General features: G+C 55.4%; 19 protein-coding genes and 1 tRNA gene. 11 read left to right on the forward strand and 9 right to left on the reverse strand.

Annotated features, from left to right (window positions below; genetic code table 11):
* Positions 1-35 precede the first annotated feature (35 nt).
* Positions 36-1,760 carry a proline--tRNA ligase gene (locus OR573_07295; protein ID XGA81424.1) on the reverse strand — a complete coding sequence of 575 codons (1,725 nt, stop codon included), beginning with the start codon at positions 1,758-1,760 and terminating at the stop codon, positions 36-38.
* Positions 1,761-2,101: 341 nt separating this feature from the next.
* On the opposite strand from OR573_07295, the gene OR573_07300 reads away from it, so the two are divergent.
* Complete coding sequence (locus tag OR573_07300) at positions 2,102-2,539, forward strand: hypothetical protein (GenBank protein XGA81688.1); 438 nt, start codon at positions 2,102-2,104, stop codon at positions 2,537-2,539.
* Between the two features lie 18 nt (positions 2,540-2,557).
* Here OR573_07300 and OR573_07305 read toward each other — a convergent pair whose 3' ends face one another.
* On the reverse strand, positions 2,558-3,346 hold the full coding sequence (locus OR573_07305) for a glycerophosphodiester phosphodiesterase family protein (protein ID XGA81425.1): 789 nt from the start codon (positions 3,344-3,346) through the stop codon (positions 2,558-2,560).
* Between the two features lie 173 nt (positions 3,347-3,519).
* Here OR573_07305 and OR573_07310 point away from each other — a divergent pair, with 173 nt between their 5' ends.
* On the forward strand, positions 3,520-4,497 hold the full coding sequence (locus tag OR573_07310) for an NADPH:quinone reductase (GenBank protein XGA81426.1): 978 nt from the start codon (positions 3,520-3,522) through the stop codon (positions 4,495-4,497).
* Positions 4,498-4,560: 63 nt separating this feature from the next.
* Here OR573_07310 and OR573_07315 read toward each other — a convergent pair whose 3' ends face one another.
* The 3 genes from OR573_07315 to OR573_07325 form a co-directional block, all read right to left on the reverse strand.
* On the reverse strand, positions 4,561-6,762 hold the full coding sequence (locus OR573_07315) for a TRAP transporter large permease subunit (GenBank protein XGA81427.1): 2,202 nt from the start codon (positions 6,760-6,762) through the stop codon (positions 4,561-4,563).
* A 116-nt stretch (positions 6,763-6,878) separates the two neighbouring features.
* On the reverse strand, positions 6,879-8,045 hold the full coding sequence (gene dctP / locus OR573_07320) for a TRAP transporter substrate-binding protein DctP (GenBank protein ID XGA81428.1): 1,167 nt from the start codon (positions 8,043-8,045) through the stop codon (positions 6,879-6,881).
* 248 nt (positions 8,046-8,293) lie between these two features.
* On the reverse strand, positions 8,294-9,247 hold the full coding sequence (locus OR573_07325) for a MurR/RpiR family transcriptional regulator (protein XGA81429.1): 954 nt from the start codon (positions 9,245-9,247) through the stop codon (positions 8,294-8,296).
* A 189-nt stretch (positions 9,248-9,436) separates the two neighbouring features.
* Between OR573_07325 and OR573_07330 the strand changes: the two genes are divergently transcribed.
* The 5 genes from OR573_07330 (at position 9,437) to dcd (ending at position 14,843) form a co-directional block, all read left to right on the forward strand.
* Positions 9,437-10,291 carry an enoyl-CoA hydratase/isomerase family protein gene (locus tag OR573_07330; protein ID XGA81430.1) on the forward strand — a complete coding sequence of 285 codons (855 nt, stop codon included), beginning with the start codon at positions 9,437-9,439 and terminating at the stop codon, positions 10,289-10,291.
* A 60-nt stretch (positions 10,292-10,351) separates the two neighbouring features.
* Positions 10,352-12,520 (forward strand): acetate--CoA ligase family protein, encoded by a 2,169-nt coding sequence (locus OR573_07335; GenBank protein XGA81431.1) that lies wholly within the window; start codon positions 10,352-10,354, stop codon positions 12,518-12,520.
* Positions 12,521-12,555: 35 nt separating this feature from the next.
* A complete protein-coding gene (locus tag OR573_07340; protein ID XGA81432.1) occupies positions 12,556-13,356 on the forward strand; it encodes an enoyl-CoA hydratase-related protein in 801 nt (266 codons plus the stop codon).
* A gap of 107 nt (positions 13,357-13,463) precedes the next feature.
* Positions 13,464-14,267, forward strand: a complete 804-nt coding sequence (gene apbC / locus OR573_07345; GenBank protein XGA81433.1) for an iron-sulfur cluster carrier protein ApbC — start codon at positions 13,464-13,466, stop codon at positions 14,265-14,267.
* A 9-nt stretch (positions 14,268-14,276) separates the two neighbouring features.
* The gene (gene dcd, locus OR573_07350; GenBank protein ID XGA81434.1) at positions 14,277-14,843 is read left to right on the forward strand and encodes a dCTP deaminase; all 567 of its coding nucleotides are present in this window, start codon (positions 14,277-14,279) and stop codon (positions 14,841-14,843) included.
* 125 nt (positions 14,844-14,968) lie between these two features.
* Here dcd and purN read toward each other — a convergent pair whose 3' ends face one another.
* Both purN and purM read right to left on the reverse strand, forming a co-directional pair.
* The gene (gene purN / locus OR573_07355; GenBank protein ID XGA81435.1) at positions 14,969-15,700 is read right to left on the reverse strand and encodes a phosphoribosylglycinamide formyltransferase; all 732 of its coding nucleotides are present in this window, start codon (positions 15,698-15,700) and stop codon (positions 14,969-14,971) included.
* On the reverse strand, positions 15,697-16,764 hold the full coding sequence (gene purM, locus OR573_07360) for a phosphoribosylformylglycinamidine cyclo-ligase (GenBank protein ID XGA81436.1): 1,068 nt from the start codon (positions 16,762-16,764) through the stop codon (positions 15,697-15,699). Before purM ends, purN begins: the two co-directional genes overlap by 4 nt.
* Before the next feature lie 157 nt (positions 16,765-16,921).
* Here purM and OR573_07365 point away from each other — a divergent pair, with 157 nt between their 5' ends.
* The gene (locus OR573_07365) at positions 16,922-18,043 is read left to right on the forward strand and encodes an AI-2E family transporter (GenBank protein XGA81437.1); all 1,122 of its coding nucleotides are present in this window, start codon (positions 16,922-16,924) and stop codon (positions 18,041-18,043) included.
* A complete protein-coding gene (hda, locus tag OR573_07370; protein ID XGA81438.1) occupies positions 18,040-18,744 on the forward strand; it encodes a DnaA regulatory inactivator Hda in 705 nt (234 codons plus the stop codon). Before OR573_07365 ends, hda begins: the two co-directional genes overlap by 4 nt.
* A 131-nt stretch (positions 18,745-18,875) precedes the next feature.
* Here the strand turns inward: hda and OR573_07375 are convergent, their stop codons facing one another.
* A complete protein-coding gene (locus OR573_07375; protein XGA81439.1) occupies positions 18,876-19,250 on the reverse strand; it encodes a phasin family protein in 375 nt (124 codons plus the stop codon).
* Between the two features lie 297 nt (positions 19,251-19,547).
* Between OR573_07375 and OR573_07380 the strand changes: the two genes are divergently transcribed.
* Positions 19,548-20,924, forward strand: a complete 1,377-nt coding sequence (locus OR573_07380; protein ID XGA81440.1) for a class II fumarate hydratase — start codon at positions 19,548-19,550, stop codon at positions 20,922-20,924.
* Between the two features lie 58 nt (positions 20,925-20,982).
* Here OR573_07380 and OR573_07385 read toward each other — a convergent pair whose 3' ends face one another.
* On the reverse strand, positions 20,983-22,056 hold the full coding sequence (locus OR573_07385; GenBank protein ID XGA81441.1) for an endonuclease/exonuclease/phosphatase family protein: 1,074 nt from the start codon (positions 22,054-22,056) through the stop codon (positions 20,983-20,985).
* 173 nt (positions 22,057-22,229) lie between these two features.
* Here OR573_07385 and OR573_07390 point away from each other — a divergent pair.
* Positions 22,230-22,306, forward strand: a tRNA-Val gene (locus tag OR573_07390).
* Positions 22,307-22,340: the final 34 nt, after the last annotated feature.

A 22,340-nucleotide genomic window follows, 5' to 3' on the forward strand; every position in this document is an offset into this window, starting at 1 on the left:
GCCAGAGGCGGCGGCGCGACGGGGTAGCGCGATAATTAACTGAGCCCGGCCTTATCACGCAGAAAATCAACCACGCTGTCGGCCGCAATCATGGTGACATCGCTGTCGCGGCGGCCCTTGTATTCCAGCTCACCCTTGTCCAGGCCGCGGTCACCAATCACCAGGCGATGAGGAACGCCCATCAGCTCCAGATCAGCAAACTTGACGCCTGGGCGGGTGTCGCGGTCATCCAGCAAAACATCCAGCCCGGCGGCGCTGAGCGTCTGATAGAGGCGTTCGGATTCTTCCCGTATCCGCTGTGATTTATGGGCGTTCATGGGCACCAGCGCCACCTGGAAAGGAGCAATGGCATTGGGCCAGATAATCCCGGAGGCATCGTGGTTCTGTTCAATGGCCGCAGCGACCACCCGGGTGATGCCGATTCCGTAGCAGCCCATCCAGGGGTGGCTGGTCTTGCCGTTATCGCCCAGCACGTTGGCATTCATGGCCTTGGAGTACTTCTGGCCCAGCTGGAAGACATGGCCCACTTCAATGCCGCGCTTGATCGCCAGGGTGCCCTGGCCGTCTGGTGAGGGGTCACCTTCCACCACGTTGCGCAGGTCGGCGACTTCCGGCAGAGGCGCATCACGCTCCCAGTTAATGCCGAAGTAGTGCTTGCCATCCGTATTGGCACCGGCGCCGAAATCGCTCATCAGAGCCACACTGCGGTCGATAATAATCGGCATTTCGAGCCCGACCGGACCCAGTGAGCCAGGGCCTGCACCGACAACGGCACGAATTTCTTCTTCATTGGCCATGGTCAGCGGGGTAGCCACCCGGGGGTGATTCTCCGCTTTGACTTCATTCAGTTCATGGTCGCCGCGCACCAGCAAGGCAATCAGGCCGCCTTCCGCTGCGTGAACCATCAGGGTCTTGATGGTTTTTTCGATAGGCAGGTTGTGCTGTTCGACCAGGGTGGCAATGGTTTTGGCATTAGGGGTGTCAACCAGGGTCATTTCCTGGCTTGGGGCCGGGCGTTCCTGTGGGCTGTTGAGGGGCGCAGGCAGGGCTTCGGCTTTTTCCATATTGGCGGCATAGTCAGAGCCTGTGGAGAAGACGATGTCATCCTCGCCGGAATCTGCCAGTACGTGGAATTCATGGGAGCCGGTGCCGCCAATCGAACCGTTATCCGCAATCACCGGGCGGAAATCCAGTCCCAGGCGCGTGAAGATACGCGTGTAGGCGTCGTACATGGCCTGGTAGGTGTCCTGCAGCGACGCTTCATCCAGGTGGAAGGAGTAGGCATCCTTCATGATGAATTCACGCGAGCGCATGACCCCAAAGCGCGGACGGATTTCATCACGGAATTTGGTCTGGATCTGATAAAAGTTGACCGGCAACTGCTTATAGCTGGCAATTTCCCTGCGTACCAGGTCGGTGATGACCTCTTCATGGGTCGGGCCCACGCAATAGTCGCGTTCGTGGCGATCCTTGAGGCGCAAAAGTTCCGGGCCGTATTGCTCCCAGCGGCCGGATTCCTGCCACAGTTCTGCTGGTTGAACCGCTGGCATCAGCACTTCCTGTGCGCCTGCACGGTTCATTTCTTCACGCACGATGGTTTCTACCTTGCGCAGGGTGCGCAGGCCCAGCGGCAGCCAGGTGTAAAGCCCGGATGTCAGGCGGCGAATCATCCCGGCCCGCAGCATCAGCTGGTGGCTGATAACTTCGGCATCGGCGGGCGTTTCTTTAAGCGTGGCAATCAGTAGTTGGCTGGCGCGCATGAGGTGGGTATTCCCTTGATATTGAGTCAGTTAGATGAAGAGCAACAGAATAACAGTCTCTGAGCCTGCTGCCTTACAATCAGGAGGTGTTGCTAGTGAAATCGCAGATTATGTTTTGATATCGGTATTGTACGGCGAAGCGTTGATAGCGGCAAAACGTCAGCGGCTGATAAGTTTGGGTGGCTTGGGTTTTGGTTGTTCTTCATGCTGCCCTGCATGGTAATATCCATGACTACTTTTCTTATAGATGGCATCCGTGATTCTGATGTCAAATTTTGTGTTTTTGAGGTTAACCGATAATGAAAAATTCAGCTGTTAGCAAGCATTCAGGTGGGCGTTGTATACACGGTGAGCGTTTAACTCCTTGGTTGAAAGGCGCCGTGGTTGCCATCTGTGTGGTCGCGCTGACCGGCTGTGGCACTATCTTCTATCCTGAACGTAAAGGGCAAATCAGCGGCGAGATCGACCCTATCGTGGCGGTTGCCAATGGCGTTGGCCTGCTATTCTTCCTGGTGCCCGGTGTGATCGCTTATGCGGTGGACTTTTCCAATGGCACCATTTATCTGCCGGGAACTCATTCGTCCAGCCTGGACGTTCAGCGCCTTGAAGATGCCACCGATACCCAGGCGCTGGAAAATTTGCTGTCTCAGAAAGCAGGCCAGCCAGTTTCGCTCAACAGTGAGCTTTTGAGGGTTGAAGAGGTAGAAAGCCTCGATGAAGCACTGGCCCTGGTGCGTATGTCAGGTGTACAGGACGACAAGAAGCTCGGCACCTTCTAGATTATTTTTGCTAGACAGTTAGCCTATGCGATTATCCAGATAGCGCTGGAACTCTAGGGGTTGATCAGTAATGGCACTATCGACTCCCCAGTGCCAGTAAGGTGCAAAGGCGCTGGGGTCATTGACGGTATAACAGAGTAACGCATAGCCCGCCTGTTTGATGGCTTCAGCCTGAGCGCGCTTCAGGCGATACCATGATGGATGAAGGCTGAAGGCTTGCAGGCGTTGACATTGAGCCTGCCAGTCAGTTGGCAGAGCGTCGCAGAGAATGCCTAATGCCAGTGTCTGGGCGTCTGCCTGTTCCCGGCAGGCTTGCAGGGCCTGCTGATTGAACGATGAAATAAGCAGTCGTTCTGAAGGCAGTTCAGCCAACATAAGCGGCAGGCAGGTCTCTACCAGCAGGCGTGGGTCATGCCCCTTGTTGACCTTCAACTCCATATTGACACCCATTTCCAACGCGTTCAGCAGATCAAGCATGGCCGACAGGCTGGCCATACGTTCACCTGAAAAGTCATCATTGAACCATCCCCCCACGTCCAGCTTCTGGGCTTGCGTCCAATCCAGACTCTTCAGATCACCGCGCCCATCCGAGCAGCGGGCGATATCGCCATCGTGCCAGATCACGGCTGTTCCATCGCCCAGTAACTGAACATCCAGTTCGACCCAGCGAGCACCCGCTGCATGGGCAGCGCGCACCGCTGCCAGGGTATTTTCAGGCGCCGCCGCAGAATAGCCACGATGAGCAATCAGGCGAGGGAGCTGTATAGCAGGATGTTTTAGGTCAGCGCTTGCGGAAATGGGTGTCATGACAGACTCGAAGATCCAGAAAATGATGGCTACCGAGACTAGCACAGCAAGATGACAGCCAGAAGATAGTGAGTCTTCAAAAAGCTTCATCCCTGCACAACGTTTTCTTTGTTAATTTCTGGTAAGTTATTAGCCGATAAACCACAAAAATCGTCATATATAGAGAGGTATCAATGAGCCAGCGAATTGAGTTTGCTGAAACAGGTGGCGCCGAGGTGTTGCAGATGGTTGAGGCGGCACCCAAGGCGCCGGGGCCAGGTGAAGTGCGTGTCTGTAACAAGGCTGTGGGCCTTAATTTTATTGATATCTACTTTCGCACTGGCCTGTATCCGGCGCCTTCGATGCCTTCAGGGCTGGGCACGGAAGGTGCCGGTGTGGTTGAGGCTGTGGGTGAAGGCGTCACCCATCTCAAGGAGGGTGATCGCGTCGCCTATGCCCAGGGGCCCTTGGGTGCCTATGCCGAGCAGCATACGCTGCCAGCCGACAAGGTAGTGATCCTGCCAGACGGCGTTGATTTTGAAACCGCGGCGGCGAGTATGCTCAAAGGGTTGACCGTTCAGTATCTGCTGCGCCAGACCTATCCGTTAAAAGGCGGTGAGACCATCCTGTTTCATGCTGCTGCCGGTGGGGTGGGCTCGATTGCCTGCCAGTGGGCGCGTGCCTTGGGCGTCAAGCTGATTGGTACGGTCAGCACAGCGGAAAAAGCAGCTCTGGCGGAGAAAAACGGTGCCTGGGCAACCATCAACTACAGCACGGAAGATGTGGTTGGGCGCGTGCGTGAACTGACCGACGGGGCCATGTGTGATGTGGTTTATGACTCGATTGGTAAGGACACTTGGGAGACCTCGCTGGACTGCCTTAAACCACGTGGGTTGATGGTCAGCTTTGGCAATGCGTCCGGGCCGGTGGAAGGCGTCAATATTGGTATTCTGAATCAGAAAGGCGCTCTGTTTGTCACTCGCCCCAGCCTTAACGGCTATGCTGATACCCGTGAACGCCTGGAAATGATGTGTGAGGATTTCTTTGCCATGCTGAACAGTGGTCAGGTCAGTATCGATATTGCCCAGCGTTACCCGCTCAGCGAGGCTGGCAAAGCGCAGGAAGCCCTGCAGTCGCGCCAGACGACGGGTTCAACCATTCTGTTGCCCTGATAAAATCGCTGCCCGCCACCGTTGAAGCGACGATGGCGGGCAGTGGTTTAACAGATGCTCTGGTTAGCCGTAAGCTAGGTTAGGCAGCCAGGTGACTAAGGCTGGGAACATGATTACCAGCAATAGCCCCAGAGCCTGCAGCGCCAAAAACGGCAGTGATGAACGGAATATCTGTGCCATGGTGATATGCGGTGGACAGACCCCTTTGATATAGAACAGGGCATAGCCAAACGGCGGGCTGAGGAAAGACATCTGCATGTTGACCAGATAGATTACCCCGAACCACAGCGATACATCCGCTGGGTCAACGCCGGGTAGGCCAAACACACCGCTAAAGGTCATGCCTTTGATCAAGGGCACAAAGATAGGCACCGCGAGCAGCAGGATACCCACCCAATCAAGAAACATACCAAGCGCTACCAGCAGCACCATCATTAAGGCCAGTACGGCATAAGGGCCAAGGCCTGCCCCGGCAATCAGGTCCTGAACAAAGGTCTGGCCACCCTGCAGGATGTAGAAGCCAACGAAGATGCTGGCGCCAAAGATGATCCACATCACCATGGCGGAGGCAACCAGCGTCGTCATGCAGGCCGCATGCAGATTGGCCCAGGTCAGGCGTCTGTGCATGGCGGCGACGATCAGGGCGCCAAAGGTCCCGATACCTGCTGCTTCAACCGGGGTAGCGATACCCGTAAAGATAATACCCAATACCAACACGACCAGCACGATAGGGGCGAGCATATTGCGCAACAGGCGCAGCTTTTCTTTCATGTCCACGCGGTCTTCTACTGGCATGGGCGGTGCCATCTTGATATTCAATGTGCCGCGCATCCAGCAATAGAACCCGTACATGAACGCCAGCATCAGGCCAGGAATCAGCGAGCCAAGATAGAGCTCACCGACTGATTGCTGGGCGATAACGCCATAGATAATGGCTAGAATTGACGGTGGAATCAGAATACCCAGAGTGCCGCCTGCCATGATCGAACCAATGGCAATTTCCGGATCATAGTTACGTTTGAGCATGGCGGGCAGGGCAATCAGGCCCATGGTCACCACGGCGGCACCAATAACACCGACCATGGCGGCCAACAGGGTTGAGGCAATGATGGTGGCGATGGCCAGGCCGGCCTTGAGCCCACCCATCCACTTATAAACAACGTCAAACAGCTCTTCAATGATCCCCGCCTTTTCGAGCACCGAGGCCATGAATATGAACAGTGGAATCGCCGATAGCTGGTAATTGGTCATCATCGGGAAGATGCGTGACGGGATCAGGTTGAGCATATTCTGGTCGCCCACCAGATAAAGGAAGACCACGCCCAGGCCACCGGTAACAAAGGCCAGCGGTAAACCCGCTACCAATACCACCATCAGGGAACCGAACATCACCAGGGTCAAGCCACCAATACCAACTTGCCCTAGGCTGTTTTCCAGGCTGAACGGCAGGCTGTCGTAGTCGGTCAACACAATGTTGGCGATTTCGAAAAGTGTCCAGCCGCCGACAACGATAGCCAGCCAAATGAGTGCCTTGGCAAACCCGGCTAGGTTATTGGGCGTTGCCTGGCGCTCATGGCGGTACGCCTGAATATCGCGTACTAACTGAGCGATGCCTTGGAGCAGAAGCAACAAGCCGCCGAAGAACATCATGAATTTGACCGGATAGAATTGAATAGCCCATTCCGTAAAGGAGGTTTCATTGGAGTAGCTGGAACCAAAGAAATAGGCATCACTGACCGCCTGTGAAAAGAAAGTCCAACCGGTGGTTAGCAGGGCCAGGGTGAAAATAAAGAAAAACACCGATGTCATGATATCCAGTGCTGCTTTATTGACGGGTTTGGCGCGGGTATAAAGAATATCGACTCTTACATGGCCGCCTTCTCGCAAGGCATAGGCGCCTGCCAGCAGGTACTGCATGCCGAACATCAGGGTCATTGATTCATGCACCCAGTTAGTCGGTGAGTTGAAGGCATAGCGGACAAGTACTTCATAAGCAAATATGAAGGGAGCGATTAATGCCCAGTAGGCGACATAGCGGCCAGCAAAACCAGAAACCCCATCAGCCAGCCGGGTGAACAGGTTGCCGGGAGGGTGGTAAGTTGCCGTAACTTCCTGGCCAGCAGGTATCTCGGCGACATCACCTCCATCAACTTTGCCGCCAAGACGAAAGCTGCGATTAACGAAAAACATCACCACCAATGGCAGCAAGCCGAGCACCGACCAGTATAGCCAGTGGGGTAAGACAAAATTTATCTCGAAATTCATCGGACACTCCTCCGCGTTGGCAACCGTGACAGGCTGACAGCGGATGATCGATTAAGACAGAGGCAAGCAGTGAAGGCGCTACGCCCTGCGGGCGACGTAGCGCAGTGATTCAAGGTTTACAGGTTGAGCTGATAGTCCTTGATATCTTCTTCAGTGATCAAGGCCACGGCAGGATCCATCATGGTGTTAAGGTGTGCCTTGAACAGACGAGTAGCATCGGCATCTTTGTTGGCCCACTTGAACCACAGAGGAATGGCCACTTCACGGAAACGGGTCGCGTCTTCTTCGGTCAAGTGGATAATTTCAACACCTTTTTCGCGATATTTTGGCCAGGCTTCTGCATTAGCCTTCTGGATGGCAGCATAGTGTTCGCGAGAATAGGCAGCGACCAGATCGTGCATCAGGTCTTGGGTCTGTGATGACATTCGCTCAAAGGTGCGTCGGTTGACCGAAATATCCATAAGGTCGACGGCCTGGTGCAGGCAGGGCGTAGAAGGCGGCCCCATGATGATGTAGTCGGCCACTTGCCAGAAGCCCAGTTCGTAGTTGACTGCCGCACCGGTAAAGTCAGCGGCATCAATGGTGCCTTTTTCCAGCGCAGGATAAACCTCTGAACCCGGCAGCAGAGTTGTCCGCGCGCCAATTTCGGCAAAGGTTTCAGCCACGATGCCACCTGGCATACGTAGTTTTATTCCCTTGAAGTCATCAAAGCTGCGTAGCGGAATCTTGGAGTGGATCAGGTTCAGGTCGTGGTGGACGTAGCCGAGTAGCTCCTGGCCCTGGCGACGGTAAAGATCCTTGGCGATATCCATGCCGCCATAGGCGCCGAACATCATGTCCCATTGGTGGGGAAGCGAAAGCCCCATTGGGAAAGCCGTCAGGAATACACCGGCAGGCATCTTGCCAGGCCAGTAAACGGTAAACCAGTTCTGTCCATCCAGTACGCCGTTTCGAACTGCATCGGCCACTTCAAAGGCACCGGCGACAGCGCCAGCCGGGAAAGGCTCAATCGATACTTCACCACTGGTGGCTTCAACAACGCCGTTGGCCCAGGCTTCAAAGGTACGATAACCCACGGTGCCGGGTTGCCAGGAAGACTGCATACGGATACGGATGCCCTGCTGCGCCTGGACATTACCTACCCAGGGAGCAGCAACCGCTGCAGCGGAGCCGACAGCGGCTGTCTTGAGAAAATTGCGGCGTGTTGTAGAGGCTTTGGATATTTTCGAAGTAGCGCTATCCAAGTTGGTGAGAAGCGTGTTTTCGTGCTTGTTATTTGACATCTTGTAACTCCAGAGATGGCTTTTTTATAGCCAAGACGTTGTTATTTTTGTCCTCCTGGAAATTATCAAAAACCACTATGGCCTTCCTTGTGGCTTTTACAAAAGTCATTGGGCATACCGTCTCAACAATCAACCAATAGCATCATTGTTAAGACGTAATAACCTTCGCAGAATAAGAATGTAGCTAAATCGAGTGAGGTCGCCAATTAATATTTTCAACGGCAGCGATGGTTTGCCTGTATGTGGGCTCAATCAACCTCAACATAGGCCCCCATCAGACGCATGCGTTGTTCGAACTGAGAAACGTTATCTACCAGCTGATCGGGACCATAGGCAACACATTCGGCGAGGATAGCTTCGATCAGGGTAATCGCTGAAAGGATGGAGGGAAAAAAGTGTGGCGTGGCATTGGCAAGGTTGAAGGTGATCTGTGCGCCGGGCACCAGCGGTGATCGCAGGGTGTCAGTGACGACAATTGCCTTGACGCCGTTGAGACGAGTGATCTCCAGTGCCTTGACCGTCTCTGCGCAATAAGGCTCGAAGCCAAAGGCTACCACAATATCCTGCTCACCGAAGTGGTCCAGCTCGGTGAGTAGCCCACCCTCCAAACCGCGAATCAGATGCAGATTGGGCATGGCGATACGCCCAACGTAAGCAAAATGATAGGCGCAGGCGAAGGTGTCACGAAACCCCACCACGGCGACTTTTCTGGCCGCTAGTATCATCTGCGCCGCTTCGCGCACGCGCCCCTGATTATCGGCAGTAAACAGGCGGCCAATGTTATCGAAAGCCGCATCCCCGACATCAAGAAATACCTGATCGTACGTCTGGCTGGCCAGGCTGCGCAACTGGCTGGCCTTACCGGAAAGCTCGACAGGCCCAGACTGAACGGCGGATTGAAAGACTTCCCTGAACAGGTCGTAACTCTCAAACCCCAGCCGCTTGGCCAGACGCACCAGAGTAGAAGGGGTGACCTGGGCTGCTGCTGCCGATTTGCGAATTGACTGGAAGGCAATATCCAGTGGATGTTCCAGCACATAGCCCGCGGCGAGCTTAAGCTGGGGGCTGAGCTCAACATAAACCTCGGCCAACTGTTGGTGAATGTCATCCAGGCGGCTGACGGCTGAATCGGTGGCGTCATGTGTACCTGACGTGAGGCCATCTTGCGTAAGGCCAGGCGCAGGTGGGGTGGTGGACGACATGCAGTTTCCTCGCTAAACATCGTTCTTTAATAAAAAACATTTGTATCATTTTTTATGATTAAAAGATACATGTGTATTGACAAGCTTTGATACCTTGGTCTAGGATCATTTGAAACATACGTACTTAAATAAATTATTTTCCGAAACATTTGTGTCTTTTCGTCCGCCGATTTTTTGCCGAGCCTGACAATGTCCAACAGTGATTCCCGTTCTTCCGCTGCTTCAACGCTGCCTTCCAGCCTCAATGCCGAAAACCTGCCTCGCTATGAGACGTTACAGGTTTCCTTGCAGGGTCAGGTGCTTGAAGTGCGTTTCAATCGTCCACACCGCCTGAATGCTGTGGTTGAGGGCCTGTATCTTGATCTGCTGGATGCTTTGGCGCTGGCTGAGCAGGCGATGAATGTGCGCGCCGTCGTGCTGACGGGCGAAGGGCGCGCCTTCTGTGTAGGCGCGGACATGAAAGAGCATGGCGGTGCCGCACGCACCTTGTATCAGCGTCGTGAGTATCTGCAGCTGGGTAACGATGTCTGTGAGGCCATTTATCGGCTGAAAAAGCCGGTGGTGGCGGCCGTCAACGGCTATGCGCTAGGCGCTGGCGCGGAGATGGCCGTGGCATGTGATTTTATTGTGATGGCAGATGAAGCCCAGATTGGCTTTCCGGAAACCAGTATCGGCACATGCGTGGGCGGCGGTGTGTCAAAGCTCCTCCCGCAGCTGGTGGGGCTCAGCCAGGCGCGCCGTTTGCTGTATATCGGTGACAAGATCAACGCTGAGGAAGCGCAGCGCATTGGCCTGGCGTTAGCCGCCTATCCGGCTGGCGACCTGCTTGAGCAGGCTCATGCATGGGGTGCCCGGCTAGCCTGTCAGGCGCCAGTGTCTATCGCCATGCTCAAGCGGCTGGTGAATCAAGGCAGCGCCAATGATTTCGATAGCCAGCTCCAGCAAGAGTTGGACGCTGTGTTTACCTGTTCGACCACTGAAGACTGGCAGGAAGGGGTTGATGCCTTTGCGCAAAAGCGCCAACCGCAGTTCAACGGCCGTTGATGGCTGCTAAGCCGCGTTTTTGACATCTCCCTTTTTGCACGTTTTTTAGAGGTTATCCCTGTGAACCCAATTGAAGGTCATCTCAGCACGCGCAGCCCGCTGCATAATATTCTGGCGCCGACGGGCATCGCCATAGTCGGCGCGTCGGCCGACCCTACCAAACGCGGTTACAAAGCCATGGTCGGGCTGATCAAGGACGGGTATCGCGGCAACATTTACCCTGTTAACCCCAAGGCTGAGATGATTCTTGGGGTAAAGGCCTGGCCGTCTATTGCGGCGATTCCCGGTAACCCTGAGCTGGCGCTTCTGTGTACGCCAGCATCCAGCGTGCCAGGGCTGATTGCCGAATGTGGTCGTCGCGGTATCAAGGGCGCGATTATCCTGGCCAGCGGCTTTGCCGAAATGAGCGAAGAAGGTGCCCAGCTTGAGCGCGAGATGATGGCCAAGGCTGCAGCGCATGGTGTGCGCGTCATAGGCCCTAACACCTCTGGCGTTTTCAATCTTCATCATCACCTTAACCTGCTGGCGCTTGACGGCGTTAAAGCCGGAGACATCGGGATTATTTCCCAGTCAGGCAATATGCTGCTGGCGTTGGCCCTGGAAGCCCAGCATAACGGTCAGGTGGGTTTCAGTACCTATGTTGGCCCCGGCAACCAGAGTGATATCGGCTTCAATGATTACCTGCGCTACCTGGGAGAAGACGAGCATACTCGGGTGGCGACCCTGTATGTGGAAGGTTTTCGGGATGGTCGGCGTTTTCTTGAGGTGGCCCGCGACGTGACGGCAGTCAAGCCTGTCGTGGTCTACAAGTCCGGTTCCACTGAACAGGGCCAGAAAGCTGCCAGCTCGCATACCGGCGCGCTAGCAGGCAGCTATCAGATGACGGTTGATCTGTTGCGTCAGTCGGGTGTCAGCGTGGTGCAGTATTCCGATGAAATTCTACCGGTAGCGGAAGGCCTGGGCCTGCTGCAGAAAGCGCGTGGCAAGCGGGTGGCGGTGATTGCTGACGGCGGCGGTCAAGCCACGATTGCCTCAGACCGCCTGGCAGAAGCGGGATTGAGCCTGGCGGAACTGAGCGAAGATACCCGCGCCCAGCTAAGGGCCATTCTGTTCCCGCAGGCGTCTACCCTTAATCCGGTGGATGTGGCCGGGTCTTCAGATGCCAACCCCTCGCTACTGGCCAAGTGCATGGAAATCGTTGCAGCAGATGATAACGTTGACAGCGTTTTTCTGGTGGGGATGTTCGGTGGCTATAGCCTGCGCTTTGCTGAATCGCTGCTGGGTGATGAAATGCGCGGCGCTGAAGCCATGGTCGATCTTTCCAATGCCACGACCAAGCCGCTGGTCGTCTACAGCCTTTATGCCCCCATCAAGCCACCTGCGCTGCGCCGCATGCATGAGGCAGGCCTGCCTATCTATGCATCGATTGAACATGCTGTTCGCGTCCTGGCGGCACTTGGCGAGCGTGGCCAGTATCTTGCCGAGCGTGAGCAGCAAGCGCCTTTTGCAGCGGCGATTCCTGCCGCAAGCGTTCAGGCAATGCTGGCCAGTGCTCATAAAGGTGGGCGCGACCTGCTCGAATATGAGGCCAAGGCACTGCTGGGTGAGCACGGCATTGCAGTACCCGAGGAGCGCGTGGTGCGCGATGCAAGTGAATTGGCCGAGGTGGCTGCTGAATTTGCCCACCAGCCGCTGGCCATGAAGGTAGTATCCAAGGATATTCTACATAAATCCGATGCTGGCGGGGTCAAGCTCAACCTGAGTGGAGCGGCCGCACTGAATGAGGCCTACCAGCAGATCATGGCCTCCGCACGGGCCTACGATGCCAGCGCCGAGATTGAAGGTGTGCTGGTCACTCCCATGGCGGAGAAAGGCGTTGAAGTGATCATCGGTATGATGCGCGACCCTATCTTCGGCCCGGTGCTGATGTTCGGTCTGGGCGGAGTTTTTGTGGAAATTCTTGAAGACGTGGCCTTCCGAGCCTTGCCGCTGAGCCGTTTTGATGCGGCTTGCATGATTGACCAGATCAAGGCTAAAAAGGTCTTTGAAGGCGTGCGGGGGGCAGCAGCGATTGATAAACAGGCACTGACAGAGTTGCTGCTGAAAGTGGCGCATATTGTTGAGGCCTATCCGCAGATACAAGAGCTTGATCTGAATCCGGTGATTGCCTATCCAGACGGATACGCCGTCGTCGATGCCAGGGTGATCGTTGAGCGCGCCGCTGACTAATCTTACCCACCGAGCCAATCAAAAAAGGAGCTAGCATGACGCTGCCCGAATTAAAAGATGCCCGTCTTACCCTTGATAACCGTGTGGCCTTGCTGACCTTTCAACGCCATGATGTGCGCAACGCCCTGACCGGCACGGCGCTGGTCGATGACATTGTGGCGGTGACGAAATGGGTGAACCGCAGTGAGGATGTGTCGGTGCTGGTGATCACCGGCGATGGCTCGGCGTTTTCCGCCGGGGGCAATGTCAAGGATATGGCCAGCCGTGGCGGTGACTTTGCCGGTGACGTAGCCGAGGTGGCTGAACGCTATCGGCGCGGTATCCAGCGTATGCCGCTGGCATTGCAGGCCGTTGAAGTGCCGATTATTGCCGCCGTAAACGGCCCGGCGATAGGCGCCGGTTTTGATCTGGCCAATATGGCCGATATACGCATTGCCTCGCGGCGTGCCAAGTTTGGCGAGACTTTCCTTAATCTGGGCATTATACCCGGTGATGGTGGCGCCTGGTTCATGCAGCGGCAAATCGGCTACCAGCGTGCCTTTGAGCTGACGCTTTCCGGCCGGGTGATTGATGCTGACGAGGCGCTGGCCTACGGCATTGTGCTGGAAGTGGCCGAGCCGGAAGACCTGATGGAAGCGGCCATGAGTCATGCCCGACGCATCGCCGCCCAGCCGCCCAAGGCTACTCGGTTAACCAAGCGGCTGATGAAGATGGCCCCGGATATGCAGTTAAAGGCCTTTCTGGATGTATGTGCCACCTTCCAGGGCATGTGCCATAACGAGCCTGAGCACCTGGAAGCCGTTAACCGGATGCTGGATAGCATGGCCAGGAAATAGCCGCGCCTGTGCGGATTGGCTTGGCAATCAGCCTCTTCGGTTTATGATTGCGCTACTTGCGGGTATGATCAATACCGATAGCCCATCAGACTGAGGAGTGACGCTAGATGGAAGGTGTAAAACATATTGTTGCCGTTGCCTCAGGCAAAGGGGGCGTGGGGAAATCCACAGTGACCGTTAACCTGGCGCTGGCGCTTTCCGCCCAGGGGTATCGGGTTGGCGTGCTGGATGCGGATATCTATGGCCCAAGCCAGGCGCAGATGCTGGGCGTCAAGGAAGGCACTCGTCCCCAGGCAGCAGGTGAAGACAAGTTTCTGCCGCTTGAAGCGCATGGTATCAAGGCCATGTCGATGGCGTTTCTGGTCAACACCAAAGAGCCCATGGTTTGGCGTGGGCCTATGGTGGTCGGGGCATTTCAGCAGCTGTTGAATCAGACCCAATGGGGCGAGCTGGATTTTCTGCTAATTGACATGCCGCCAGGCACCGGTGATATCCAGCTGACGCTGTCTCAGCGTGTGCCGGTTGCTGGCGCTGTGATTGTCACCACGCCCCAGGACATTGCCTTGCTGGATGCGCGTAAAGGCATCGAGATGTTTCGCAAGGTTAACGTGCCGGTATTGGGTATTGTGGAAAACATGAGCGTCTACCACTGCGAAAAATGTGGCCACGAAGCAGCGATTTTCGGTACCGGCGGCGGTGACCGGATTGCGGCAGAATACGATACCCAGGTGCTTGGGCGTTTGCCGTTAAGCCTTTCCATCCGTGAGCTGGCGGATTCCGGTAACCCGAGCGTTGCCTCGGAGCCTGACAGCCCGGCAAGCCAGGCATTTGCGCAGATTGCCCGCCAGATGGCTGCCCAGCTCAGCGGCACTGATAATCAGCAGGGCCCGACGATTTCTTTCAGCGAGTGATACGGCAACATGAGCATCAAATCGGATAACTGGATTCGCCGCATGGCCGAACAGCAGGCCATGATCGAGCCCTTTGAACCAGAACAGGTACGTTACGTTGATGGCGAAAGGGTCATTTCCTATGGCACATCAAGCTATGGTTATGATGTGCGCTGCGCAGACGAGTTCAAGGTCTTTACCAATATCCACTCAGCGGTCGTGGACCCGAAAAACTTTGATGAAAAGAGTTTTGTGGATATCAAGGGCGATATGTGCATTATTCCGCCCAACTCCTTTGCGCTGGCGCGAACTGTGGAGTATTTCCGCATTCCGCGCAGCGTGCTGACGATCTGTTTGGGCAAATCCACCTATGCCCGCTGCGGGATTATTGTCAACGTCACGCCGTTAGAGCCAGAGTGGGAAGGCCATGTGACTTTGGAATTTTCCAACACCACCAACCTGCCAGCCAAGATCTATGCCAACGAAGGCGTCGCCCAGATGCTTTTCCTGGAATCCGATGAGGTCTGCGAGATGTCCTACAAGGACAGAGGCGGCAAATATATGGGTCAGCGCGGAGTGACTCTGCCGCGCACCTGAAAAAGCCAAAATACACCAGTGAATGACAGAACGCCCAGCCCTTGAACAGGGGTTGGGCGTTACTGTTTGCTCACCGCCTAACACTAACACTAACACTAACACTAACACTAAGGGAGATATCAGGTTCAGGCTTCGTCGAGTTCGTCCGCTGCGTCCTCATGGCTTAACCGCAGACCTTCCGGTGGCAGGGCAACGCCATCCAGGGTAGCGCCAGTGCCGCTGTATTGCAGACGGCCATCGAGGAACCAGTTCACCGCGATCGGTAAAATCAGATGTTCACGGGCATGGATTTTCTCTTTCAGGGTGGCTTCCGTATCGTCGGCAGCAATCTTTAACGCCGCCTGAATTGCCACTGGGCCGCCATCCAGCTCTTCGGTCACGAAGTGAACGCTGCAACCGTGTTCGCTGGCGCCGTCCGCCAATACCCGGGCGTGGGTGTTAAGGCCCTGGTAAGCGGGAAGCAACGACGGATGGATATTAAGCATCTTGCCGAGAAAACGCTGCACGAAGCGCGGCGTCAGGATGCGCATAAAACCGGCCAGCACGATAATATCCGGCTGGTGGCGTTCAATCACCTTGATCAAGGCGCCATCATAGGCCTCGCGGCTGTCATATTCCCGGTGGGGAAGCACCACGGCATCAATCCCGGCATCATGGGCACGGGTTAGCCCATAGGCATCCGGTTCGTTGGAGATGACCGCCACAATCTTGCCGCTCAGCTGGTTATGGGCCTGCGCATCAATCAACGCCTGAAGGTTGCTGCCACTGCCCGAAATCAGCACGACAATGCTCGGCGCATCGGCAGGTATGGCAGGCAACTCGCTGGTGATCGCATCAGGGGTCACATTGCTGCTCATACGCCCATTTTCTCCAGCGTCACGGCCTCAGCGGTACGTGTGACGATATTGCCCAGGGTATAGACGCTTTCCCCCTGGGCCTGTAAATGTTCACGCGCCTGCTCAGCCTGTGCGGCGGGAACCACCACCACCATGCCGATGCCGCAGTTCAGCACCCGATGCATTTCGGTTTCATCAACGTTGCCGTTGCTCTGCAGCCAGTTGAACACCTCAGGGCGCTGCCAGCTGTCCAGGTTGATATGCGCAGCAAGATGATCCGGTAGAACCCGCGGAATATTTTCCAGCAGGCCGCCACCGGTAATATGTGACAGGGCATGCACCGGAATATCAGTATCGCGCATCAGCGATAGCAGGGGTTTTACATAGATACGGGTAGGGGCCATGAGGGCAGCGCTGAGCGGCATGCCATCAATCGGAGTGTCGAGTGATGCATCGCTGACCTCAAGGATCTTGCGAATCAGCGAATAGCCGTTGGAATGCGGGCCGGATGAGGCAAGCCCCAGCAGTACGTCACCTTCATCGACGCGGCTGCCATCAAGAATCTCGGATTTTTCGACGACGCCCACACAGAAGCCGGCCAGGTCGTAGTCATCACCTTCATACATGCCCGGCATTTCGGCAGTTTCGCCGCCTACCAGGGCGCAGCCTGCCTGTTCGCAGCCAGTGCCAATGCCATTGACCACATCGGCGGCGATATCGACATTGAGTTTGCCCGTGGCATAGTAGTCAAGAAACAGCAGCGGCTCGGCGCCAGCAACGATAAGATCGTTGACACACATGGCCACCAGATCAATGCCAATGGTGTCATGTTTGCCAAGATCCATGGCAAGGCGTAATTTTGTGCCCACACCGTCAGTGCCGGAGACCAGCACCGGTTCACGGTAGTTTTTGGGTAGCTCACACAGGGCACCGAAACCGCCTAGCCCGCCCATCACTTCAGGGCGAGAGGTACGCTTGGCAACGTGCTTGATACGTTCGACAAGGGCATTGCCTGCGTCAATATCAACGCCAGCATCTTTATAGCTAAGCGATGGTTGAGAAGTTGATGAAGGCGTCTGGGTCATGGCGAATCCTGATGTAAGCTGGACGATAAATCGAAAGGCGGATTGTAACACCGACAATAGCATCACGCATCGCTCAAGCAGCCGACGGGTGCGCTTTGTGATGATGGCGGACGGCTGAAGCCAGCAATGTTCAAATGATTTTCAGGGAGGGACGATTATGCGCCATTCGTGGTGGGGGATGATATTTCTGGTGGTGCTGGCAGGGCTTATCTTCCTGCTGGATGCAGTACTGATGCCCTTTGTGGCAGGGATGATTCTGGCTTATCTGGCGGACCCTCTGGCAGACCGTTTCGAGCGCTGGGGGATGCGTCGTGTTCTGGCCGTCACCAGCGTCTTTCTTATTATGGTGTTGGTGCTGGTGATCAGCCTGTTGATTATCGTGCCCTTGATTATTCAGCAGGCCAAGCAGTTCGGGGAATCCTTGCCAGCGATTTTTGAATGGGTCAAGAACGTGCTGGCGCCCAAGCTTGAAGAATGGGCGGGCTATGATCTGCAAGCCGAGATGGACAATATCCAGCAGGTACTGACCAAAAACTGGCGTGATGCCGGTGGCTATCTGGCTCAGGCGTTAGGGCAGATTGGGCGTTCCGGTATGGCGTTGGTGTCTTGGGTGACCTTTTTGGCCCTGGTGCCGGTCGTTACCTTTTATCTGTTGCTCGATTGGGATCACCTAATGCAACGTCTCGCTGACCTGGTACCAAGGCGCTGGCTTGCGGACACCCTGCGGCTGGCTGGGCGCTGTGACGAAGTGCTTTCGGCCTTCTTGCGCGGTCAGTTGCTGGTCATGCTGTGTCTTGGGGTTCTGTATGCGCTGGGGTTGAGCTTGCTCGGGCTGCGGTTTGGGCTCTTGATTGGTTTCGTGTCTGGCCTTGCCAGCATTGTGCCGTTTCTGGGCTTTATTGTTGGCCTGACCATCGCCTTGCTGGTGGCTGTGTTCCAGATGGGAACCATTTGGGCGATATTAGGCGTTATCGCGATCTTTGCCGCCGGGCAGATGATTGAAAGTGTCGTTCTGCAGCCGAAACTGCTGGGCGATAAGATAGGCCTTCACCCGGTTGCGGTTATTTTTGCCGTGCTGGTAGGCGGTGAACTCTTTGGTTTTACGGGGGTATTGCTGGCACTGCCCGCTGCAGCCGTCATCATGGTACTCTTGCGTGAAGCCCACGATCGCTATAAAAACAGCAGCCTATATGAGGAAGGCAGTACAGTGACACAAGATGCCAAAGTAAAGGGCCAGCTGGAAGAGCGAGGATCTCATGATGGAAGGGATTCATCATGAGCCGAGCACCGGCACAGTTACCGCTCGGGGTTGGGTTACGCGACGACGCGACCTTCGATAATTTCTATGCCAGCCAGCGTAATGCTGCCCTGGTTAGCCAGCTTCAGGGTCAGCTGAGGGAAGATGGCGAGCCGTATCTGTTTATCTGGGGTGGCAATGGCACAGGGCGCAGCCACTTGTTGCAGGCAGCCTGTCATGCCGCGTCAGATGCTGGCAGGCGCGCACTGTATCTGCCCCTGGCCGATATTGGCCATTTTCCGCCGTTGATTCTGGAAGATATTGAACGTCTGGATCTGGTGGCGCTGGATGATCTTGAATGCGTGCTGGGGCGAAAACGTTGGGAAGAGGGGCTTTTTCACGCGTTCAACCGGTTGCGCGACGGGGGTAAACGGATCGTGATTGCTGCCAAAGGAGCGCCGCGCCAGCTGGATGTGGGGCTTGCAGATCTTGCCTCGCGGCTTTCCTGGGGAATGACCTTCCATCTTCAGCCGCTGGACGATGAAGAGCGTCTGGCGGCCCTTAAATTGCGTGCCAAGGTGCGCGGCATGCAGCTGCCGGACGATGTCGGGCGTTATATTCTGCATCGCGGCCCGCGAGAGTTGGGTGCGCTGTGTGAGTCACTGGAGCAGCTTGATAAAGCTTCTTTGTCTGCCCAGCGCAGGCTGACAATTCCCTTTATCAAGCAGGCGCTCGGCTGGTAGCGGCTGCATATTGCTATGGCAACCGACACAAAAAAATACCGCCAGGCAAGCTGGCGGTATTTCAGAAGGCTGTCACTGAGGCCCAGTGTCAGCCTTGGTGCTAGCTAACAGCTAGCTGGCGGAACAGACCATTAAGCAGTTTTGCTCATCTTGGTGGCTGTTTCCTGGGCTTGCTTGACGTTTTCTTCAGTCAGCTTTTGGCTCTGCTGCATGAAATCCTGCTGCAGGGCAACAACCTTGTCAGCATCGCCTTTAACGCGCTCAGCCAGTTCTTTGGCTACTTTCTGCTGGTCTTCCATGTAAGAACGCAGGCCTTCGGCATCTTTAACGTTCATCAGGCTGCGAACCTGTGCCATGCTGGTGTCGACGTAAGCTTTGCTGGCGTCGAGCTGGGCGTTGAACATTTTTTCAGCGAAATCGACGTTCAGAGCGGCGAAGGCGCGAGCCGGAGCCATAAACATGTTGTCAAACTGCTGAGTCATTTCGTTAGTGTTGATAGTGCGCATGATAAACCCTCCGAGGGTATTGGTATTACATTAAGTCGTGAAGACAAATGAGTAATGGATGCGTTTTGCTGCATGTTGCGTTGCAGTATAGAGAGTCTTTTTGTGCATTGCAACATTATTTGTGTGATGGCGCAGTGCTGGGTAAAGAAGGTGCCGTCGCTGACGTCTCTCAAGCGATGTTCCAGGGCTTGTCGATGCGCGCACTTGCCTTCAGGTTGGATCATCGTACAGGATGATTGTTAATGAAAAATAACATTGACTGAATGTACTACTGAAAGCTGAGACGAGGAGGTAGACATGACGATGCGTACCGAGCGAGACAGCATGGGAGCGCTGAAAGTGCCGGAAGAGGCGCTTTACGGCGCGCAGACTCAGCGGGCCATCAATAATTTCCAGGTCTCGAATTCGCCCATGCCCTGCGCGTTTATTCACGCTGTGGCACGTATAAAGCTGGCGGCGGCGCGCACCAACGGCCAGTTGGGTCTGCTGGATCAACCTCGGGCCGAGGCGATTGAAAAGGCCGCCCAGGCGGTGATCGATGGCCAGCATGATGACCACTTTCCTATTGATGTTTTTCAGACCGGCTCCGGCACGTCAACCAATATGAACGTTAACGAAGTGCTGGCCCGGTTGGCCAGTCGTGAGGGAGTCGAAGTGACGCCCAACGACCATGTCAATATGGGGCAGTCAAGCAATGATGTGATTCCTACCGCGATCCACCTCTCAGCGGCGATTGCCGTCACGCAATCACTGCGGCCTGCTCTGGTGAACCTGCAGGCAATCATTGACCGTCGTGCAGAAGAACTTGCGCAGGTGGTGAAAACCGGGCGCACGCACCTGATGGACGCTATGCCGTTGCGCATGGATCAGGAGCTTGGCGCCTGGTCGAGCCAGGTAGGGCAGGCCATTGAGCGTTTTGATAGTGCCATGCAGCGTTTATGCCGGCTGGCCCAGGGCGGTACCGCAGTGGGCACGGGAATCAACGCCCCTGAAGGCTTTGCCGAATTGATGGCCAAGGATCTGAGTCAGCAGACAGGGCTTACGCTGGTGCCTAACGACAGCTTTTTTGCCAGTCTGGCCTCCCAGGATGCGGCGGTGGAACTTTCCGGGCAGCTGAAAGGTTTTGCCTGTGTGGTGATGAAAATTGCCAATGACCTGCGCTGGATGAATTCCGGCCCACTGGCAGGCCTTGGGGAAATTGAGCTGGAGGCACTGCAGCCCGGCAGCTCGATTATGCCAGGCAAGGTTAACCCGGTGATTCCCGAGTCTGCCGCTCAGGCGGCGGCTCAGGTGATCGGCCTGGATACGGCCATCAGCGTGGCCGGGCAAAGTGGCAATTTCCAGCTGAATGTGATGCTTCCACTGGTGGCCTACAACCTGTTGACCTCAATTACCCTGATGAGTAATACCGCCAGGCTATTGGGTGAGCGGGCAATTGCCACTTTCAAGGTGCGTGAAGATAACCTGCAAGGCCCTTTAGCGCGTAATCCGATTCTGGTGACCGCCTTGAATGGTGTCATTGGCTATAACGCAGCGGCAGCCGTTGCCAAGAAAGCCTACCAGGCCGGGCGGCCGATCATTGATGTGGCCGAAGAGGAAACCGACCTGGACCGAGCCACCCTTGAGCGCCTGCTGGATCCTGTTGTGCTGACTCATGGCGGGGTGCCTGAATAGTGGCAGGCGAAGATGGTTAGATAGCCACAAACAGCGGATAGTAAAGAGAGAAGGAAGGTCAGGTCTGCTGTTCTTCCTGTTTGCCTTGCTGGATGGTCTGGTGGGCTTCCAGATGTTCTTCACCGTTAGCGTCAGGCTCTTCATTCTCAGCCTGGCGCGAAGGGCAGTAACACAATGTGGTCAGAATCGGAAAGTGATCAGAGCCGAACTTCTCCAGACGCTGCATTTTTACGAGGGTGAAATGCTCACTGATAAACACATGGTCAAGCGGCCAGCGCAGCACAGGATAGTGAGCATGGAAGGTGCTGAACATGCCGCGCCCACGGCGTGGGTCGAGCATGTTGCCAACCCGACAGAACAGCCGTGTTGTGCGCGACCAGGCAACATCGTTGAGGTCTCCGGCAACGATGCTTGCTTGTCCATGTTCATGAATCTCTTTTCCAATCCATAAAAGCTCTGCGTCCCGCCATAGCGATTTCTCGCTTTCGTTGGGGGCGGGAGGCCTGGGGTGGACGGCATAAAACTGCACAATATCACCGCTTGCTAGTACCAACTGGGTATGGATGGACGGTATATCGTCCTGAATAAGCCACCGGACTTCAGTATTTTCCAACTTTAGCCTGGAATAAAGATGCATGCCGTAAAGGTTATCTAGCGGAATCTTGACAGAGTATGGCCAGTCTTTATCCAGCGCCTTGTCGAGCTGAGTCTGCCACCAGTCGTTGGATTCCAGCGTCAGCACAATGTCGGGCTGATGCCGGATGATCATGTCAACCAGCTCCTGAGATTGACGATTGGGCGTTAACACATTGGCAATGAATAGCGTCACCTTGCGTTTTTCAGGTGCCTCTTGGGCGGATCTTTTCACCTGCACTGGCCATAAGGGCGTCCAGGGCAGAATGTGGCTGAATTGGAGAATGGCGCTGGCAAGTGACAAGGTGACTGAAGTGGTGCGCCAAAGCCCAGGCTCCAATAACCATAGGCTGGCAAGGGCGCATGACAGAGCAAGCAGAGCAAATTGCAGGCGGGGAAACTCAAAGGCACGTATCCACCACCAGTGAACGCGAATGTAGGCAACCAGCGTTGCCAGCAGCAGAAGTAGCGATATGCTTCCCAGCAGAAGTCCGGCCAAAGGTGATCTCCTTATCCTAAGCGTGAAGGTTTGGGTTATCTTAGCGCCTTGGCTGGATAAGTGTCGATTTTATGCTGAAACACTTCCTGTCAGTACCATGCCTGTGTTTTTGAACAAAAATGACTTGCCTTTCAGCAATAAAGCCGTAAAATACGCATCCGTTGCACAGCAGCAGGACCATAGCTCAGTTGGTTAGAGCGCCACGTTGACATCGTGGAGGTCGGCGGTTCAAATCCGCCTGGTCCTACCAGTCTTACTGCAACTTTTCGCAAATATTGATTTGC

It is taken from the genome of Halomonas sp. CH40 (assembly GCA_041875495.1).
GTDB lineage: Bacteria > Pseudomonadota > Gammaproteobacteria > Pseudomonadales > Halomonadaceae > Vreelandella.

Coding starts and splice junctions, on each gene's coding strand:
- hda (XGA81438.1), top strand. CDS start 18,040: ATGAGCCGAGCACCGGCACAGTTACCGCTCGGGGTTGGGTTACGCGAC.
- dctP (XGA81428.1), bottom strand. CDS start 8,045: ATGTCAAATAACAAGCACGAAAACACGCTTCTCACCAACTTGGATAGC.
- OR573_07380 (XGA81440.1), top strand. CDS start 19,548: ATGACGATGCGTACCGAGCGAGACAGCATGGGAGCGCTGAAAGTGCCG.
- OR573_07310 (XGA81426.1), top strand. CDS start 3,520: ATGAGCCAGCGAATTGAGTTTGCTGAAACAGGTGGCGCCGAGGTGTTG.
- purN (XGA81435.1), bottom strand. CDS start 15,700: ATGAGCAGCAATGTGACCCCTGATGCGATCACCAGCGAGTTGCCTGCC.
- OR573_07295 (XGA81424.1), bottom strand. CDS start 1,760: ATGCGCGCCAGCCAACTACTGATTGCCACGCTTAAAGAAACGCCCGCC.
- purM (XGA81436.1), bottom strand. CDS start 16,764: ATGACCCAGACGCCTTCATCAACTTCTCAACCATCGCTTAGCTATAAA.
- OR573_07305 (XGA81425.1), bottom strand. CDS start 3,346: ATGACACCCATTTCCGCAAGCGCTGACCTAAAACATCCTGCTATACAG.
- OR573_07365 (XGA81437.1), top strand. CDS start 16,922: ATGCGCCATTCGTGGTGGGGGATGATATTTCTGGTGGTGCTGGCAGGG.
- dcd (XGA81434.1), top strand. CDS start 14,277: ATGAGCATCAAATCGGATAACTGGATTCGCCGCATGGCCGAACAGCAG.
- OR573_07325 (XGA81429.1), bottom strand. CDS start 9,247: ATGTCGTCCACCACCCCACCTGCGCCTGGCCTTACGCAAGATGGCCTC.
- apbC (XGA81433.1), top strand. CDS start 13,464: ATGGAAGGTGTAAAACATATTGTTGCCGTTGCCTCAGGCAAAGGGGGC.
- OR573_07315 (XGA81427.1), bottom strand. CDS start 6,762: ATGAATTTCGAGATAAATTTTGTCTTACCCCACTGGCTATACTGGTCG.
- OR573_07340 (XGA81432.1), top strand. CDS start 12,556: ATGACGCTGCCCGAATTAAAAGATGCCCGTCTTACCCTTGATAACCGT.
- OR573_07330 (XGA81430.1), top strand. CDS start 9,437: ATGTCCAACAGTGATTCCCGTTCTTCCGCTGCTTCAACGCTGCCTTCC.
- OR573_07375 (XGA81439.1), bottom strand. CDS start 19,250: ATGCGCACTATCAACACTAACGAAATGACTCAGCAGTTTGACAACATG.